Below are 17,157 nucleotides of genomic sequence, written 5' to 3'. Positions count from 1 at the left end.
CGAATCGTTTCCTGCCGGAAGAGCAATTCCAAGTGGATTTAAACTTGACCTTACGGCAGGTGAAGAGGGATGAGTATAGTAGAAAAAGCGTTCTTAGGAAGCTTGATGAAGGCGGAGTACTTGCTCCAAGATACCATCATTCAACCTGAACAGCTAGAAAGTACACGGCATAAAGAAATCATGCGAAGAATGGTGGAGTTAAAACGGACGGGTAAGAATGTTGATTTGATCACATGGACAACCTTATCAGACCTTGATTCATTAGGTGGAATGTCTTACCTATCGGAGCTGTTATCATACGCGGATCTGGAGAAATTTGACGGTACGGAGAAGCTTATTCTCGATTTGTGGAAGGAACGAGAAAAGAGAAATATCTTGACGCTTGCAGCCATGAATGATTGGGAGATTGCGAAAGTCATTGCCGAATTGGATAAAATTAACCAAATGAAAATGGAGGATCATACGTCCTTACAACAAGCATTGGTAGATATCTATGAGGCACCCTGGGAAGATCGAATAAGCCAGAAAAGTGCAACAACGGGTATCAACAAGCTCGACGAAGTGACGGGAGGCTTTCAGGGCGGGGAAGTGACGATTCTAGCAGCAAGACCATCGATGGGAAAAACCGACGTGATGCTCCATTTTGCGAAAATGTCGGGTTGGGCCGGGTTTCTGCCACTGGTATTTTCCTTAGAAATGCCGGAAAAGCTGATAACTTCGCGATTAATGGCTTCGACCGGGGGCATTAACCGTGCAAAAATGCGGGATCCGAAAAGAATGCTAACTGAAAATCAAAAGAATAAATGGTCGGATGTGATTGGTGATCTCACGGAAACCCATATGCAAATTTTTGATGGGGCGGGACAAACCATTGCCGAAATGAGAGCGAAAACGCGAAAAATGATCAATCAATTTCCCTACAAGAAACCGATCCTTTTTATCGATTACTTAACACTAATCCATTCAGGTCAATTTTACGGAGGGAATTCCCATTTACAAGTAACGGAAATATCCAAATCTCTGAAAACGCTGGCGAAGGATTTTGATTGCCCCGTCATTTGTTTGGCGCAGCTCAATCGTTCGGTGGAATCAAGAGCCAATAAACGGCCGATGATGTCTGATATTCGGGAATCGGGCAGTGTGGAACAGGACGCCGATGTCATTTTGTTCTTGTATCGTGAAGCGTATTATGACAAGGAAACGGACAATCATTCCCTTGAAATCATTGTCTCGAAAAACAGAAATGGTCCAGTTGGAAGCATCGCTGTCAATTATAACGAGCATACAGGAAGGATTGAGGACCAGAAGGTATCGAGTCCGACCATTGTATAACCTAAATTTAGCCAAAAAAAATCTTAAATCGAGGTGTGATCACATGATTGTGAAAGATCTTTACATGGATTGTTTCCGTTATGAAGAATCCTCATTGGCTCATTGCATCTACCATTTACTAGCAGAGCAGAAAATTTCAATAGATGACGACATATCCAAGATAGACTTAGAACAAGCCGACCAACAGAAAGTAAGGGAATTGGTTCAAAAAAATGTATTAGGTATTCATAAAGTTGGCATATACGCACTGAAGATGAACCAGAAGGATTTTGTCTTTATCTTTGCAGCCAGCAAGCATGAAGCCATCCAATTTTATACCAAAACCTTTCATCAAAACCCATTAAACTGTCACGAGTATTCGCTAGATTACCAGCTCGCTAGAGGAAATGATGTGATTTCGTTTCGGGTCATGAGGAAGGAATTCATGAGTTTTCCAGCTATAGCGGGGTATTTTAAGAGGTGAGGATGAAAGTGATAGAGAAGGAACAATCCCATATCTGGTTTAAAGACGCCCTGACTAAATTATCCTAATCAAGGTGAATACAGAACTAGTTTGACCCTGAGCACGGTATCTTTAGAAAAAATTGAGTCCGTTTTAGAAAAGTAAAATGTCTACAATTGTTGTTAAATCAATATTTGTAAGCATTTGATTTTGTGTGTAGGTAATTAATCTACCTCAACGAAAAAACCAAAGCCGACTAAAAACCAAGTACACATACAAATCAGCATGTGATTCGAGCAAGAACAAGAGAATTCCTAAATATGTATAATTCTTGAATTTTGAACATTTAGTTAACAATAAAGTATATCTTTATAAAATATAGTTCTTAAGTTTAAAAAAAATGAAATTATCTTAATAAAATTTAAATTTTATTAAAAAAACACACCGAAAAAGAATCCAATATTCTGAGAGTTATTTATTATACTTAAAGAATAAAAAATTGTAAAGATTCTGCTAGAATCGAGAAAATTCATAAATAACTTGGGATAGAATTAAATGAAGAGAACTCCAAAATAACAATTTACTTTCATATGTCGAATTACCTATAATATTGTCGAGTGAGATATTGTGGAACTTTTAAAAAAAGGTTTTAAACATTAATTTATAGAACCGGGGGTTACAAAATATGAATTCTACATCATTTAATGATAAAAGAAAAATAGAGAATCTAGTAAAAGAGGTGCAGTTGAAAGGAGGTGTGGGAAATATAAAATAAAAACACTCGGGCAGTAGTCCGGCAAGACAGTTCCCGAGGATTGATTCGGTTGGGTATACCAACTTTATGTTAGTATACCCTTTTTCTAAAAAAAATCAATATTGAATCTTAGAAAGAGGGATTATCAATGAAAATAAGAGAAGAATATTTGATCAATGAAAAGACAGTCTTGTTGACAGGAGAGTATGATTGTAATGGTAAACTGATAACTAGAGTGATAGATGGGGGAGAAACTATCCTGGTAGATATGACTCCATCTCAGGTAATTGATGCAAATTTATTACTAGTAGGCTCAAATCTTCGTGGGTCATTACAAAGTTCTAAATATCTACTTGGTCAATTGTACATGTATCCACTTAATATTAATTCACGAATAGGCATTTATTTACTTCCAACAAAATCTTTGAAAAAGAGAAATTGTGTTTGGTTTTCACTAATCCATATAATAAACACACAATCTCTTGGAATTCGAAAAACAAAGGTGTATACAAGCTACGGACATATCGTCGAGATAGATATGAGGAAAAGTGCATTTATCAACAGGGTGCAAATAGCGAAGGATTTAAGAGAAATGATTATAAAAAACAGCAGTAGCCCTTTAACGTATTACATTGAACCTCAAAAAGGGTTTTATATTAGTGAGGATTCTAGTGCTAATAAATATACGTTTATTAAATAAAATAAATTATTACCATTTGTAGGACTCATTTTAAAGTGAAGCCGTCCTTCTTTTGATTTTCCAACCAATTATTTATTCAGAGCTGTAGAATCCGATTAAAACGAATCAAGTTAATTTGAGGATAAAATAATGAAAAAACCATTGTGAAATCGGCCATGAAGGTTGATTTTACAATGGTTTTACTATTTCACCGGAAGAATTCCGATACCCTGACCTACAGTTTAGGAAACTGTTTGAGAACACTAATGCTCTGGAAACGTTGATATTATGCAATTTATATGACCTGAAGTGTATGTATAGTTCCTACAGCCTCTATTTATTAGTTCCTACAGTGTCCATTTTTGCAAAAGATTTGGGATATGTCAAATAAAATACAGAGATTTCTAATAACTTATACAATAATATTATAACCTGCTGCTGAATATTACTATCTTTCCTTTCGCTATATATAGAAATCCCACATTTTTATAAGAAAGGGGACTATTTCCTGAAAGAAAAAAAACATCCGGAAGGATGCCTATATTAACCATACTAAACTTTTTTAATACTCATTCGACTTATCTATACAATTATTTTCTTCAAGATATTTTTCTCCATTTTCAGTCAGTGTAGGACCGACTTTGTGTAAATGTGGTCTGTCATCAGCCCATTGAACTCCAATCAAATAATTTTCCCTTGTAAGAAAATTAACTGCTTCATTAAAGTCATTTTCACTAACGCCAAAATCATTTTCGGATAATGAAGTATTGCCAATAGATACTTCTTTCAAGATAGCACATCTTAATTCTTTCTGATCCATCTCCAGCCTTGCCATAGGCTGCAATACTTCTTTTTTTGACTCATAGCTATAGTACATTTCATTAGACAAGCTTTTGATTACAATAGGGAGTTTTTCTTCACTTTGATTATATTTTTCTAATAGTTCCTCTTTGTTGGCTACATAACCATCTAGTGTTTCGATTGAAAGATAACCTAAAGTTATATTTTCCCCAAAAAGAGTAATTTCGCTTAAATCTTGTGAAGTTGCCTTAAAAGGAAATTCTTTCATTTCTACAAATGTATTTAACTCCTCTTTGGAATTTAGATTAAAAAGGAAACTATATTTGTTTATTTTTCTCTTTCTATTATTCACTACATCCAAAGCAGCATCGAAATTTTCATAATCTAGCTCATTTATAGTTTCTGGTAATTGTAAGTATACGCTGAAATGATTCTGTATTTGAATTATATTAGCGTAAAAATTTTCTAATTCACTTACATCCACAAGAAATTTTTCATTCCAATCTCTAGCTTCATTTGGATTCGTTAAGGGAATAACGACTTTATCTGTTAGATTGTTTAACATTAGAGTATAGTCATTTTTAAGCCATTTTTTAAGGAAAGAAATTGCTTGGTAACCTTTATACATATCACTTGAATATTTGAAGGTTATATTAAATGTCTGTACATCATCTTGGATTCTTACTTCAAATGTAATAACTGAATGTTTTATGCGAATTTTCAGTCCGTTTGTTCCTTGAAATACTTGGCCCTTTATCTCATTTAGAATATCTCCTGTTTCTTTAATAACAAAACAAGCATCAAACTCACGATCAGGATTTCTAATTAACTTTATGCTACCTAACCTATCTTTAGAAAAGGTAGGCAGGTTTATGCCTTCAAATTCTGAAGAAAACCCTGTAATTATGTCTTCAGGTAACTCAACTTCCTCTATGTCTACATCATTTTCTAGGAATTTTCTTAATGGAATTTTATCATTAGCAATCGTGTTTAGTTTTAGGGATAGCCTTTTCTCTTTATCCTTTGCACCTAAACCCTTTAGTAATATATTTCCATCATCAGAAAATCCAAATTGAGCATTTAATCCTTTCTTTTCTAGTAAAGGCTTAACCTCTTTAATATTTAAAAAACCAGCTTCTGTATCGTCTAGTATTTCATTTAAAATAGCTTTGTGGACTTCCTCAATTATTTCTTCAGTTGTCATGTTAATATATGTAATATTTTTTTCATTTAAAACCCTTTGCTTATAGTCAGGGAAATTAGGTGCAACCAAAAAACTTTCATGCCTGAAATCCCCTAAGTTCTTAATCATGTCATCTAATAAAGTAAGCGCGTTGGAATCTTCAAGAGAATAACCAATAAATAAGATAGATTTTTCGTTAGCCAAAGTTTTTATTTTACTCCAAACTAATTCATTATCATTTTCAAAATTATAAAATTTACGATAATCAGTATTAGTCAAAACTATGGACGTAGGGTCTTGGATGTCACCGTGGATTTTAAAAATTTTAATATTTTTATTTGCTAGTGCTAGATGTGTATTTTTATAAATAATTGAAGTTTTATTTCTTCCGTAGGATCTTTCAAATAAATCATCATAATTAGTGGTAATTATATTTTTTATTTGAATTATTTCAGTCAATTTTTCATGTACACTTAAGTCTTTTGGTTCGACATTAACATATTTATCTAAAAGTCTAAATAATTCATTTTTCAAATTCCCATTCATTTGTACAAACTCTTCAGCTATTTCCGGTAATGTCCGCTTTTCAAATCTTTCCCTATAATCTTCAGGCATCTCATTAATTATTTCTTGGGCAAGTTCTGCACCTGTTGGAATTCCAGTATATCGGGAGAAACCCGCTCCAGCCCAAAGTATAACTTCGCCCCTTCTAATTTTTTTTATTAATTTTTCTATTGAATATTCCATATTAGGCTATTCACTCCTTTATTGTATAAATGATAAAATTCTACAAAATTTTACATAAACCTTTAAAATCTATAAAAAATGTTTAGTTAGGAGTTCCAACTCACTTTTCAATTTTCAAATATCAAGAATGTAAATTACCCCCGGCTCCTCATTGAAAGGTTAGCTACTATTCAATGGCCACTTTGTTCTTTCATCTGAATAAAGTGCTAATTAAGGGAAATTTATTAGCCTTTTATTGCGTAGAATTATTGCGCGGAATTATAATTCTATGCTATATTATCATTAAATTAATAAGAAAAAGGTACATATTCACTTGATTAGTGGCCAGAAAATATTGCGTAGAATTATTTTAGGAGGAATTAGGATGATTGATAAGTTTGTTTCGGAAGGGTTAAGAGGTAAGTCTGCCACAACTATTAAGACATATGCTCATGCCTTAAAGCAGTTCGAGCGATGGTTAGACGGATCAGGAACGAATCTTAATGAGTATTCTAGGTCAGATGTCCAACAGTACATTGACTACCAAATGAAAAGGAAGCAATCAGCAGCAACAATCAATAAGGTTTGGAATGCAATAAAGAAGTTCAGTAATTGGAACAACAAAGCAGATACGATTGAAGACATAAGTGTTATCAAGCAGCAAGACATAAAGCATGAAGCACCAAGTAGCCTTAGCCAGAATGAACGAAGGGGTTTAATACGGGAGGTAGACCGGCAAGGTAACAAACGGGATATTGGCATCATTACTACCCTTCTCAATACCGGACTTAGAGTTAGTGAACTTGTTAGCTTAGATGTATCAGACATAGAGATTACAGAGCGCAAAGGATCACTTAGAGTGATAGGAAAGGGTAACAAGGAGCGAACAATACCATTAAACAATGAGACTAGACGCGCAATAGAGAAGTACCTAGAAGAACGGTCAGGCAACGACGAGGCTGCTCTATTCATAAGCAACAGAGGTGAACGGATCAGTGTTAGAAGTGTGCAGCATTTAGTTAATAAGTTCGGCTTCAATGTGCATCAGTTAAGGCATACATTTATAACCGACCTAGTTCGCTCAGGCAAGGACATCAGCCTTATTCAATCATTAAGCGGCCATAGTTCAGCAGATATGATACTAAGGTATTCAGCGCCTTCTGAAGACGATAAGCAAGCAGCGGTAGAAGACTTATATAAATAGTAGGAAATAGGAATCGGTCGAGCTGGCCGGTTCTTTTTTGTTCAGAGAATCGACTAATGAGGAGGGTACAAAATTGCGCTGTCCTAATTCATCTCTTATCTATCAGTGTATTCTGACTCCTTAAAATTCAGGAGTGAGAATCAGGCAGCTCTAATGCTCAAGATTGAGCCGTGAAAATTTGACTCCCTATGAACCCAAAATTGGGGAGTGATATTTTGACTGCTGAAATTTCAGCCGTGAGAATAGATCAGCGCATAACTTCGCTCATTAATTCCCTTGCTGCAATCGAGCCTATTTATTCCTCGTAAGTTATGAGTACCAAGTTGATCCAGAAATTGAATCTTCGTTTCTTGTCATTCTTCATATTATATTTTTTCCGCATCGTTTTTTACCTATTAACAGAACGTGTGCGGTCGTGTCTGTCAAGTGAATAACCCTTACACAAATCCCCTATCCTTCCTCACCTCAAACTTTTTCAAATAAAACGTAAAAATAGCAAAAATAGGTGAGATTTCGGGACAACTTTTTCGTATTAATGGAGTTTAGATGAAAGACCTCCAATCCTTTCATCAGGCTTTTTCAAGAGGGCCGTTACTCCTTTTTTAATACAGGCTAATGAAGGGCTCGATAAATTAAAAAATAATCGGCTTACCTTACAAACCTTCGTTAGCTCTGTATCTTTTTTTGATCGTATTCAAGCAAATGCGAACGTCCGAAAAATTCAATAAATGTAATTTCCTATTGATTAACGTATGAAGCATGAAAACCTTTTTACAACGAGTTCTTATTCACTCGTAACCGATGCTCTCGAACACTCGGAAGATTTCTATCGAGTAATGACCAGCAAAAAAGACATCAAAATACATCACTTCTTACATAATTACAAGTCAATCAAGACGATTAAAGAATCAGAAAGGTATGAATCAGATGAACAAACAAAAATATTATCCACTTACTGAAAAATTAACTTTTTCCACTTATGACTTATATGAAGCAGCCTCATTATTATTCATTCGTGACGTTGAACTTGGACTTTTAAGTGTTGAGAAGAAAGACGGAGAGTATTTAGTCACGTATCGAGTTAACTATCCAGAATCCATGCAAACAAAAGTAGATCAGACGCGCAAAAAGTATCGCGAAAAGACTTTGATGGTAAATGTGCGCTATCTTCACTCAAAAATCACATATTTGCTGCATTTGCATCACAAGAAGATCAAGGAATTCAAATTGCATCAGGAAAGGGATGGAATGGATGATTAAAGTATTTGAAACGACTGATATGAACAAAGCAGCTATTTTGGCAACAGTGGAAGGAATCAAGATCGGATTATTAACGGTAGAAATGGTAGACGGAAGGCATCTAGTATCTTACCGGAACGAGTACGATGAAAAAATGCAGCCGGTTGTAGATGATCTGATTAAAAAGTATGACCAAAAGACTTTGATGATTGATGCTAACAAACTTTGTTTTCATCTTTCATTTTTAAGGTTCCTTCATAACAAAAAGGTTAAGGAATTTAAATCAAAAAACTAAGGAGAGATCATTTTCATGGACACAAACGGTTTTTGGGCAGTGAGGCCCGATATGCTAGGTTACGGCAATTCAAATAACAGCTTTTTCAATTATCAAGCTCAATCAATCGACGGGGCAGAAATAGCGGATTATAACAGGATCACTAAAAACTATGATCCGACTACAATAACCCTTTTATTAAACGGACAGGGTTTCATTCCAGTCAGTGATAGGCAGCGGTTTAATGAATTGCATCCGAAGTACGGTAACGGCAAGAAAGAGGAATCAGGAAGAAATGAATCATCAAAGGTTAAAGTGGATGATTTTAATCGGGATTCGTCCTCGGAGAGTCAGAGCTATTGTGTTGAAGAGATTAAGGGAATGGAAGCTGATGAGGAAGCAATTGAAGTAATTGAAGTACCGGATGCCTCACCAGAAGATAAGGAAAATGATAATCCAGTTTTGGATTCTCGTCCTAAAGGGAAAAAGTCAAGGCTAAAACGGGATATTGTATTAACTTATGACGGGTTTAAAGAAATATCTTTATTGTCACAAAGACAAAAAGAAAAGGTTCAGGAAGGGAAAACGGGAGGATATGAGTCGATGCTTCATACTTTAAAAACAAAGATTGTGCCAAATCTTATTGAAAAGTACAAGGATGAATTTAAAAGGAGTACAGCTCAGAAAATTCGTGATGCCATTTACCTATTGGAATTCATTCATGCCTTTAAATTAGGTGATCCAGCTGCGAATAAGAAAGATGAATCATTAAAAGGATGGGCTTTTCCGAAAGATGAGTTAATCATCGAACAAACAGGGATTACAAAGAACGAATTACCTAAGCTCAAAAAAATATTGGTTGATGAACGTTTGTTGGTAATTAAGAAAAGAAAGCCAAAAGGCGGAAGCGAAAAAGACTTTTATGTTCCTTTCTACTTCCCTTATGACGAAGACTTACAACTCTAATTTATTAAGTGTATCCCTTTAAGAGGAGTCATGTGTATCCTTTCGAAGGGAGTCACCTGTATCCTTTCAAGAGGATACTAATAATAAAGACCTTAATAATAAAGAATTTAATAATTAGTGAATAACCTTATTATCTAAAAAATTGTATGTACGAGCAAGTTGTTCTTTCGCAATTTCAATTAAGTGGAAATTAACACACAAGCAGATAACAGACAGTAGGCTAGCCGCCAGCAGCTTACGCATCTACGCAAGACATAGTGAGTGAGTGAATATAATCGCGTGATAATTGGAGGAAAAAATATGTTTACTATTGGTTTCTTAATTTTTTTGGACAGCTCATTAGCAGCATTTGTATTAATTATATTTGCAATGTACAAGGACACACAAAAATCGTTAGAAGAGACAAGTAAAAAATATATGGAAAAATATTCGGAGGTAATGACTGATTATGAAACTTAAAAAAAATATGTATTATTCAAGAGAAGATTTTAAGAAGCACATTTGCACAATTGTACTTGGAAGATATTTATATGACGGATCAACAGAGGTATCTTTCCTTGAAGTAGCAGAGTACATCGGCGTTAGTCCCGATTCGCTTCGAATGAGAAAAAAAGATGCAAAGGTTATGGCTATGTTAGAAGCTGAAGGGATCGCGGTTATAAAGGTGAAAGGTGTCAACCATTATCATTTATCAAATATTGAACTTTATACAGAGGTTGAAACTGAAGAGGAAAACGAGGAAGAAGTAAGCAACACTATTGTACTTTAACGTGTAAGCGCCTTTGCCAAAGATAATAGGGGTGAGAGCTGATGGAACAATTCAATCCTACCTTGCCCTTCCCTTGGCTTATTCTTGGCTAAGGCTAAAACGTGTTCATGAATATTGGGGTTTCCCAATACATCAAAGCACGTTAGACAAGTTAAGATTTGATTTACCGCAATTAATTTAAAAGCTTGTAGAGACGATAATTAGCGAAAGGTTCGGTAGAAGTCATTCTCCCAAAATTATAACATTTAGTTATAACGAATCGGGAGGTTGATCAGAATGGATAAGGAAATTTTCAAGGATATACAAGGATTCGAAGGTTATTATCAGATCAGTAATAAAGGCATAGCTAAAAGTGTAGCAAGGACGACTATTAGATCAGATGGACATAAACAAACTTTTAAAGGGAAAATCTTAAAGCCTTCTGAGAATGAATTCGGATATATGATCGTATGTTTATCTAAAAACGGAAAGGTAAAAATGATGAGAGTTCATCGCCTTGTAGCCTCCGCTTTCATTCCTAACCCTGAAAATAAACCTGAAGTAAATCACAAAAACGGAGTGAAGTCAGATAACGAAGTATCTAATCTCGAATGGAGCACTAGAATGGAGAACGTACGACACTCCTGTGAAACGGGCCTAAAGAAAGCATTTAAAGGTGAAGAAAATTATAATTCTAAACTAACTGAATCTGACGTTATGTTTATTAGAAAGAATTATACTCCTAGACACCCAAAATTTAATACAGTAGCTTTTTCAAAAAAATTCGGAGTTCATAATACTGTTATATCGTCCGTAGTTACTTTCAAAACGTGGAACCATGTACAAGTTCCAATCAAAATAAAACCATTTCAATTGAGCCTATTTGATTAGCATATTTATTTTCCATCAACAAATGGAAGTATCCGTATTAGTTAATAAATGCCTTCCTAGCAATAGAGTTTTTAATTAGCATCGTGACCATCAGAGGTATCAGTCAATGATTATATGTAATGCCGGTCATTAGTGGCTGGTGTTTTTTTATATCTAGACATTTCTGTTCGTGATTATCCTCACCATTCAACCAATTTCTCGCTCCTTTGTTAAAAGAATCGTAATTCTAACTTAAATTAAAACATCCTCAAATCCATTGAAAATAAAGGCTTTTACAAAAAAAACTTATCTCTAAATTAATTTCATTTTTCGTGATGTTAGCGAGAAAAAAGTGAGCTTATTCCGTATTAATGGTATATGTAAGCACTAATAAATCGAAGGTGATAACGTGGCTGAAAGATTAGGTAAGAAGGAATTCATCGATCGAATAATAAGAAATGTTATCGGAGAATGGCATATCAATCAATCTTCTTTATCATTTAAAAAAATCGCCGATTTGATCCGATGCTCAGAGACGAATATATACGTACGTTCTCGTGATAGGGAAGTCATTGAAGCTTTAAATAGAAGCAATATTTACTTAAAAGAAATCAATAACCTCAAATCGTTTGTTTATCAAGCAGAAGAATACCGAGGAATACAGGAGGAAAAAAATTATGCCTAAAAATTGGGATTGGTTAGACGGAATCGAAAAATTAGAAACCAATCATGTACTTGCAAGGAAAGAAAATGAAAACGAGGACTTAAACTGGCTAACAGCTGGAGATGAAACTGATCACAATTTCCTCGAAGGCATAGAAAAGTTAGAATCTGCGGAAGCAACTCCTTTAATGAAGAGCTTTGTTAGACAAGGCATTTTAGAAATTGTAAAAAAGAAAGCAGCAGGTAAACAACTTACTCAGCCGGAGCTAATCGTCTTGCAGAATTTCATAAAATCATTCCCTGACATAGATATAAACGAATTGGAGGAAGCTGCAAATGCCCTTAAATAAATTCTTGGGAATAGAATACACACGGTATGGCGATGCCGCAAGTACACATGACAGGGAATTAACGGACAAGGTAATTGTCAAGGGATTAGTCACCTACCTAAAACGTTACTACACATGGGATGGTAAATGGAATGGCATTTCCATAAACGGTAAATTTCCTCCCAAACATGATTTCTTTATCACAGCTCAAATCAAGCCAACCCGATTTTATGAAATATTCAAGAATTATGATCGAACCGATTCCTTTATGAGTTATTTCAAGGAATTTAACGTACAGGCTACACTAGAACACGGCTCTTTGTCTCTCGTTGATCTTGAGCATCCGAAAAATATTAATAATTAACCAATTTAAGGAGCCGCAAAGGTTCCTTTTATTATATTAAAATCTAAGGAAGTGAGTAATGTGTCTGATTCAAATGCCCGACGTATAGGCAGAAAATTTGATGTTGATTCATTAGACCTTGTTGAGTTTACAAAAGCAATAAACATTCTCGACAAATTCAATAAACAAGCTGCTTAAGTCACCTAATCCTTAGGCGTGATGACAGGATCAATGGATTAAAAACACCAAAGCTTCGAAGGCCCAAAAGAAACAATCTATTCAGCTTTGGCTTTAACTTCATTCGTAACCGTTGAAAGGGAAGTTCTCATACCCTTAAAAGTGGAATTTCCGTAAAATAGGTGGGTTTTCTTATATTTTTCAAAAAGGAAATTTAAGTTATTTATGTAAAATAAGTAAGAAATTGTGAAGGTTTCTACTTAAACTAACTGGCAGTTTAGTTGAACAATCGTCATTAGCTTTTATTCAACAATCAGGCCATTTAATGGAGGAAGAATCTTAAATAAAATTTAATACTTATAGTAATGATAGAGTGGTGTAATATGGTAACTTCATTACTTACCTTTTGTAAAATTTGGCCATGATGCTGGTGAGAATTCTTGAGCACTAAACAACGTCCATGGCTCTTCACTACAAAAAGTAAAACAATTTTTAAAAGGAGAAGGGAGAAGACTATATGAAAAAAACTCCTTTCTTCTCGAACGAGACGAATGTTGCTTCCGTTTTTCAAATAAATACAATCTTTGCACCAGAGACAATTGTTTATTGGGTAGCTCCAATTTCTTGAATATGCACATCCACATTAAGATGAATTGGCACGTCAGGATAATTCTGGTGCCATTTATGAGCCTCCCAATCTCGTGTTTGACTTCTAACAAAATCCCCTATTTGGAGGGGATCTATCTGTAGTTTTTGAAATGTATGTAATAAAGACTTTCCTGTATTAGTAATCTGCTTCTCGAAGCTTCTCTCGAGATACAATCGATTTTTTTCCGTTAGGTTAAAACCTGAGTATTCTGTAACTGTTCCATTCAATGTTAAATTGATTGTTATCCCAGGTTTTTTTGAACTGCCTTTAATTTCATAGCGAACTTTCGAACCTTGGTTTCTCACTGCAGCGTATGAATGATTTTTCATTTTTACTTGATGGATACCATTATTAGCATCATCAACCATTAATCGAAAGACCGGCATTTGTTTCAAAGGGAGTGTTGTTACATATTGGTTTTTTCTAAATAAAGCTAAGCCAGAAATTTTTATACGCTCCTTATTTTTTTTTGTATGTTCTTTATACTTTTTAAAGAGTGGCAAGTACGGATCCATTCCTTCTCCTAGCAAAGCATATTCAAACTGATGCAGGTGGGTTTCGGGAAGATAGCCGTTTTGGATGTTACCCTTAATCATCTGATTTAAAAAGATTCCTTTTTCCTCGTTCGAGCTGAAATCTGATTCCAGTAAATCTTTTGCCTGCCCGTCAACGATCGCTAAAAAAATTTTACGTGACATCTTAGGATCGCGTAGAATCGTATCCATGCTTCTCATTAAACCATCCTTAGCCAAGTCTTTACCACAAAGAACAACTGATATTTTTGAGGTGGTAATTGGTTTACTATTCTCTGTTTGCAACATCTGGTGAGAGTTTTTCAATGTGTAGTCCGAAAATGTATATGTAGTGTTTAAGACAGATTGATTGGACTGAAAAATAGGAACAGCTATTGTATATTGGAGTTTATGGTTTTTGGTATTATCAATCCCCATTACTATAGGCAATGCAATTTGATCGACAATCTTTTTTTGAGTACAAGCAGATAATGTTAGGCAAGAAGCCAGCAAGAAGATGATTATCCGTATCATGTCAGGCTTCCTACTTTCTTTCTGAAAATATGCAAAATATATAAAAAAGGAATATAAATATACACTAGGTACAATCCAGCAGTTGACACGAAAGAAGATATAGTTTCGATACTTCGATGATCTGACAATAGACATATTATAATAAAGATTGTGAGCAAAAACACTGGGATAACGGCATATTGTTTTACTGTAAACAAAAGCTTTGTTGCGCGACTAGCAGCCCAAAGCGATAAACTTAAAATAGGAAAAACCCGTAGTATTTGAAATGATATCCCAATAAATTCAAAGCGTTCGACCGCAGGCAATTGAACAAATCTAAAGAATGCCAAAGTAGGCCAAATTTCTTTGATTATCTGTTTTTGGGTGCAAAAAGCCAATGTAAGAATAACTGTGATAAGATAAAGTATAGTTGTTGCTATATTGGCAAAATATACCCACTTTTTTGATTTATTTGGTGTTTTTATAAAAGGGTAGCACATAAGTAAAATTTCCACACCGAGATAAGAAAATGCCATGTGCTTTGTCGATTTAACAATGTCTATGATTGAGTGTTGGAGAATTGGAGTTAAATTACTAAAATGAAAATCCTTCGTAAATAAAGCGTAAATAGAAAATAAAATATAATTAAGAAGGCTAAAAAAGCAAACCCCTACAATAACCCGAAACCCTCCTGAAACGATATAATAAGCGAGAGCAAGCAGAACTAACCCCAATACCCAAGTTTTTAACTCGGGAAACACCCATACCTGGACAAGCTCAATAAAAATTCGTAAAACTGTACTACCAAGTAAGAGCAAATATACAATGAAAAAAATACTCAGTAACCCTCCCATCCATTTGCCTAGAAGTTTTCGGTGAATATAGACAAGATCGCCTTGGTAAGTATCGAGTATTTGATACATCATCCATATAATGATATGGAAGCTAATCCCGGTTATCAACACAGCAACCCAAGCATCCTGCCCGGCTATTTGGACAAGCCCTCTTTGAAACGAGAGATAACCCAGTCCAAACTGTATACTGTGAATAATAAAAAATGCTAGAAAAGGCGACACCAAAAATCGCTCGTTTATATGTACGCTCATTGTTTATGTACCTTAAATGTGCTAAGCATGTTATTCATCGACATCAATCCTTACTTTATCTTTCTTTGCTTTGGCATTTTTTCCATCAAACGCCCTAGGATTCTTAGTTCGAAAGAAGCCTGGGCGAAGAGAAAAGTGGGAGTAGGGAGTTCTCACCAGAGAATCTTCAAAGTCCGTTGTACGAAGCGGATAAAAGGGAACCAAATAAGGTATACCAAGTGACTTCAACCGTAACAAATGACAAAGGATAAACATTCCGCAAATAAATATCCCCAAAAGTCCCCATACTTGTGCGGTGATGATTAAGAAAAAACGAAGGACCCGAATAGTATTGCTCATCCTATAAAGAGGAGTGGTAAATGAAGCTAAAGCTGATAAAGCCACCAAAATCAGTAAGATATTGCTAGATAGAGACGCTTGGACAGCTGCCGTACCAAGCACAATGCCTCCAACGGTACCGATTGTTTGTCCTCCTCTTAAAGGTAACCGTATGCTGGATTCACGTAGCAACTCAATGGATAGTTCCATAATAATCACTTCAACAAAAGGTGAAAAAGGGATATTTACCCTTGATGATATTATTGTTTTCAGTAAATTATTGGGGATAATTTCAGAATGGTATGTCAATATCGCAATGTATAAGGAAGTAGCAACAATAGAAAATATTACGCCAAATATACGTATTAGCCTGAAAAACGAAGCCATATTCCAAGGTAGATAGTAATCTTCATATGCCACAAAAAACCCCGCTAGAGGTGCTGGACCGAGAATCGCATTTGGAGATCCATCCACTAGTACGGCAACTTGCCCATATGCCAGTAAGGAAGCAACACGGTCCGGTCTCTCAGTTTCAACTAATTGAGGAAACAGAGATTTAGAATTATCCTCAATCATTTGAATTAACATGGTACTATCCATAATGAAATCAAATTCAATGTCCATTAGCCTTTGGGTCATGGTATTGACGTATTCTTCGTTTGTAATACCATCGATATAGCAAATCACTACTCTTACTTTCGAGAGCTCACTAATAATAATTTCCTTAAATCTAAGTTTGGGAGTGGGCAAGCGTTTACGAATCAGATTCATATTTCGATCAAGTAATTCTACAAAAGCTTCTTTTGGTCCCACTACACTAAATTCGACCTCTGGTGCATTTGTTTCACGTCCTTCAAACAAGGCTGCCTCAACTAAGAGGCATTCATGCTCGCTAAATTGAATCAATACGTTTCCCCGTAAGATCTTTTCTTCTATTTCTTTCCAGTCGCAGGAGATCTTTTTATCAGTGATTGGTATCTGTTCGCATAATTTGCTCAGAGAAGTAACGGATTCGCTATTCAGATAGGGAAGAATGTCCCGATGCAAGATTTCAGGGTCGATTAATGATTTATAATAACTAATAGAATAAGGCTGTGGTTTTTTTTCTTGATGGTAAATAAGAAAGTCTGTCGATTTCTTTAACTCCTGTAAATTAGCTGAGATGGTCATCGCTTGTTGCTCACTCTGTTTTCCAAACCGTTCGTGTCTCATATTCTCACCTGATAAACCGTATTTTATCTTAGTAGTATGCTAAAAAATAAAGACTATTCATATCATTTATAAATTCTCATGGTCAGCCATTTCCTCATTGAACAATCTGTGATTCCC

17 protein-coding genes are annotated in these 17,157 nt (G+C 35.2%); 13 read left to right on the top strand and 4 right to left on the bottom strand.

From position 1 onward, the window contains the following. Positions 1 to 69: 69 nt before the first annotated feature. The 3 genes from AB7942_RS24020 to AB7942_RS24010 all read left to right on the top strand — a co-directional run bounded on the left by AB7942_RS24020 (position 70) and on the right by AB7942_RS24010 (position 3,228). On the top strand, positions 70 to 1,332 hold the full coding sequence (locus tag AB7942_RS24020) for a replicative DNA helicase (RefSeq protein WP_369448846.1): 1,263 nt from the start codon (positions 70 to 72) through the stop codon (positions 1,330 to 1,332). A 43-nt stretch (positions 1,333 to 1,375) separates the two neighbouring features. Next, positions 1,376 to 1,795: a hypothetical protein gene (locus AB7942_RS24015; RefSeq protein WP_369448845.1), complete on the top strand. Its 420-nt coding sequence runs from the start codon at positions 1,376 to 1,378 to the stop codon at positions 1,793 to 1,795. 881 nt (positions 1,796 to 2,676) lie between these two features. Beyond that, entirely contained in the window at positions 2,677 to 3,228 is a 552-nt protein-coding gene (locus AB7942_RS24010; protein ID WP_369448844.1) for a competence protein ComK, read from the top strand. A gap of 541 nt (positions 3,229 to 3,769) precedes the next feature. Here AB7942_RS24010 and AB7942_RS24005 read toward each other — a convergent pair. Continuing rightward, positions 3,770 to 5,938 carry a YjcQ family protein gene (locus tag AB7942_RS24005; RefSeq protein WP_369448843.1) on the bottom strand — a complete coding sequence of 723 codons (2,169 nt, stop codon included), beginning with the start codon at positions 5,936 to 5,938 and terminating at the stop codon, positions 3,770 to 3,772. Between the two features lie 364 nt (positions 5,939 to 6,302). Here AB7942_RS24005 and AB7942_RS24000 point away from each other — a divergent pair, with 364 nt between their 5' ends. The 10 genes from AB7942_RS24000 to AB7942_RS23955 all read left to right on the top strand — a co-directional run bounded on the left by AB7942_RS24000 (position 6,303) and on the right by AB7942_RS23955 (position 12,574). Continuing rightward, positions 6,303 to 7,121 (top strand): tyrosine-type recombinase/integrase, encoded by an 819-nt coding sequence (locus AB7942_RS24000; RefSeq protein WP_369448842.1) that lies wholly within the window; start codon positions 6,303 to 6,305, stop codon positions 7,119 to 7,121. 927 nt (positions 7,122 to 8,048) lie between these two features. Next, the gene (locus AB7942_RS23995) at positions 8,049 to 8,381 is read left to right on the top strand and encodes a hypothetical protein (RefSeq protein ID WP_369448841.1); all 333 of its coding nucleotides are present in this window, start codon (positions 8,049 to 8,051) and stop codon (positions 8,379 to 8,381) included. Continuing rightward, on the top strand, positions 8,374 to 8,655 hold the full coding sequence (locus AB7942_RS23990) for a hypothetical protein (protein WP_369448840.1): 282 nt from the start codon (positions 8,374 to 8,376) through the stop codon (positions 8,653 to 8,655). The genes AB7942_RS23995 and AB7942_RS23990 overlap by 8 nt, the downstream gene beginning before the upstream one ends. Positions 8,656 to 8,670: 15 nt before the next feature. Continuing rightward, a complete protein-coding gene (locus AB7942_RS23985) occupies positions 8,671 to 9,600 on the top strand; it encodes a hypothetical protein (RefSeq protein WP_369448839.1) in 930 nt (309 codons plus the stop codon). A gap of 300 nt (positions 9,601 to 9,900) precedes the next feature. Further along, positions 9,901 to 10,059, top strand: a complete 159-nt coding sequence (locus AB7942_RS23980) for a hypothetical protein (RefSeq protein WP_369448838.1) — start codon at positions 9,901 to 9,903, stop codon at positions 10,057 to 10,059. Next, a complete protein-coding gene (locus AB7942_RS23975) occupies positions 10,049 to 10,369 on the top strand; it encodes a hypothetical protein (protein ID WP_369448837.1) in 321 nt (106 codons plus the stop codon). The genes AB7942_RS23980 and AB7942_RS23975 overlap by 11 nt, the downstream gene beginning before the upstream one ends. A 276-nt stretch (positions 10,370 to 10,645) precedes the next feature. Continuing rightward, positions 10,646 to 11,239 carry an NUMOD4 motif-containing HNH endonuclease gene (locus AB7942_RS23970; RefSeq protein ID WP_369448836.1) on the top strand — a complete coding sequence of 198 codons (594 nt, stop codon included), beginning with the start codon at positions 10,646 to 10,648 and terminating at the stop codon, positions 11,237 to 11,239. 388 nt (positions 11,240 to 11,627) lie between these two features. Then, positions 11,628 to 11,903, top strand: a complete 276-nt coding sequence (locus tag AB7942_RS23965) for a hypothetical protein (protein ID WP_369448835.1) — start codon at positions 11,628 to 11,630, stop codon at positions 11,901 to 11,903. Further along, the gene (locus tag AB7942_RS23960) at positions 11,896 to 12,231 is read left to right on the top strand and encodes a hypothetical protein (RefSeq protein ID WP_369448834.1); all 336 of its coding nucleotides are present in this window, start codon (positions 11,896 to 11,898) and stop codon (positions 12,229 to 12,231) included. Before AB7942_RS23965 ends, AB7942_RS23960 begins: the two co-directional genes overlap by 8 nt. After that, positions 12,218 to 12,574: a hypothetical protein gene (locus AB7942_RS23955; RefSeq protein WP_369448833.1), complete on the top strand. Its 357-nt coding sequence runs from the start codon at positions 12,218 to 12,220 to the stop codon at positions 12,572 to 12,574. Before AB7942_RS23960 ends, AB7942_RS23955 begins: the two co-directional genes overlap by 14 nt. A 759-nt stretch (positions 12,575 to 13,333) precedes the next feature. On the opposite strand, the gene AB7942_RS23950 is transcribed toward AB7942_RS23955, so the two are convergent. The 3 genes from AB7942_RS23950 to AB7942_RS23940 are packed head-to-tail and all read right to left on the bottom strand — an operon-like array spanning position 13,334 to position 17,040. Then, positions 13,334 to 14,425, bottom strand: coding sequence for a Ger(x)C family spore germination protein (locus AB7942_RS23950; RefSeq protein WP_369448832.1), 1,092 nt, complete (start codon positions 14,423 to 14,425; stop codon positions 13,334 to 13,336). Beyond that, complete coding sequence (locus AB7942_RS23945; protein WP_369448831.1) at positions 14,422 to 15,510, bottom strand: GerAB/ArcD/ProY family transporter; 1,089 nt, start codon at positions 15,508 to 15,510, stop codon at positions 14,422 to 14,424. The genes AB7942_RS23950 and AB7942_RS23945 overlap by 4 nt, the downstream gene beginning before the upstream one ends. Positions 15,511 to 15,540: 30 nt before the next feature. After that, positions 15,541 to 17,040, bottom strand: coding sequence for a spore germination protein (locus AB7942_RS23940; protein WP_369448830.1), 1,500 nt, complete (start codon positions 17,038 to 17,040; stop codon positions 15,541 to 15,543). Positions 17,041 to 17,157 lie beyond the last annotated feature (117 nt).

Source organism: Neobacillus sp. BF23-41 (genome assembly GCF_041106275.1).
The sequence above is the reverse complement of the archived record's forward strand: the minus strand, read 5'-3'. Positions and strand labels throughout refer to the sequence as shown.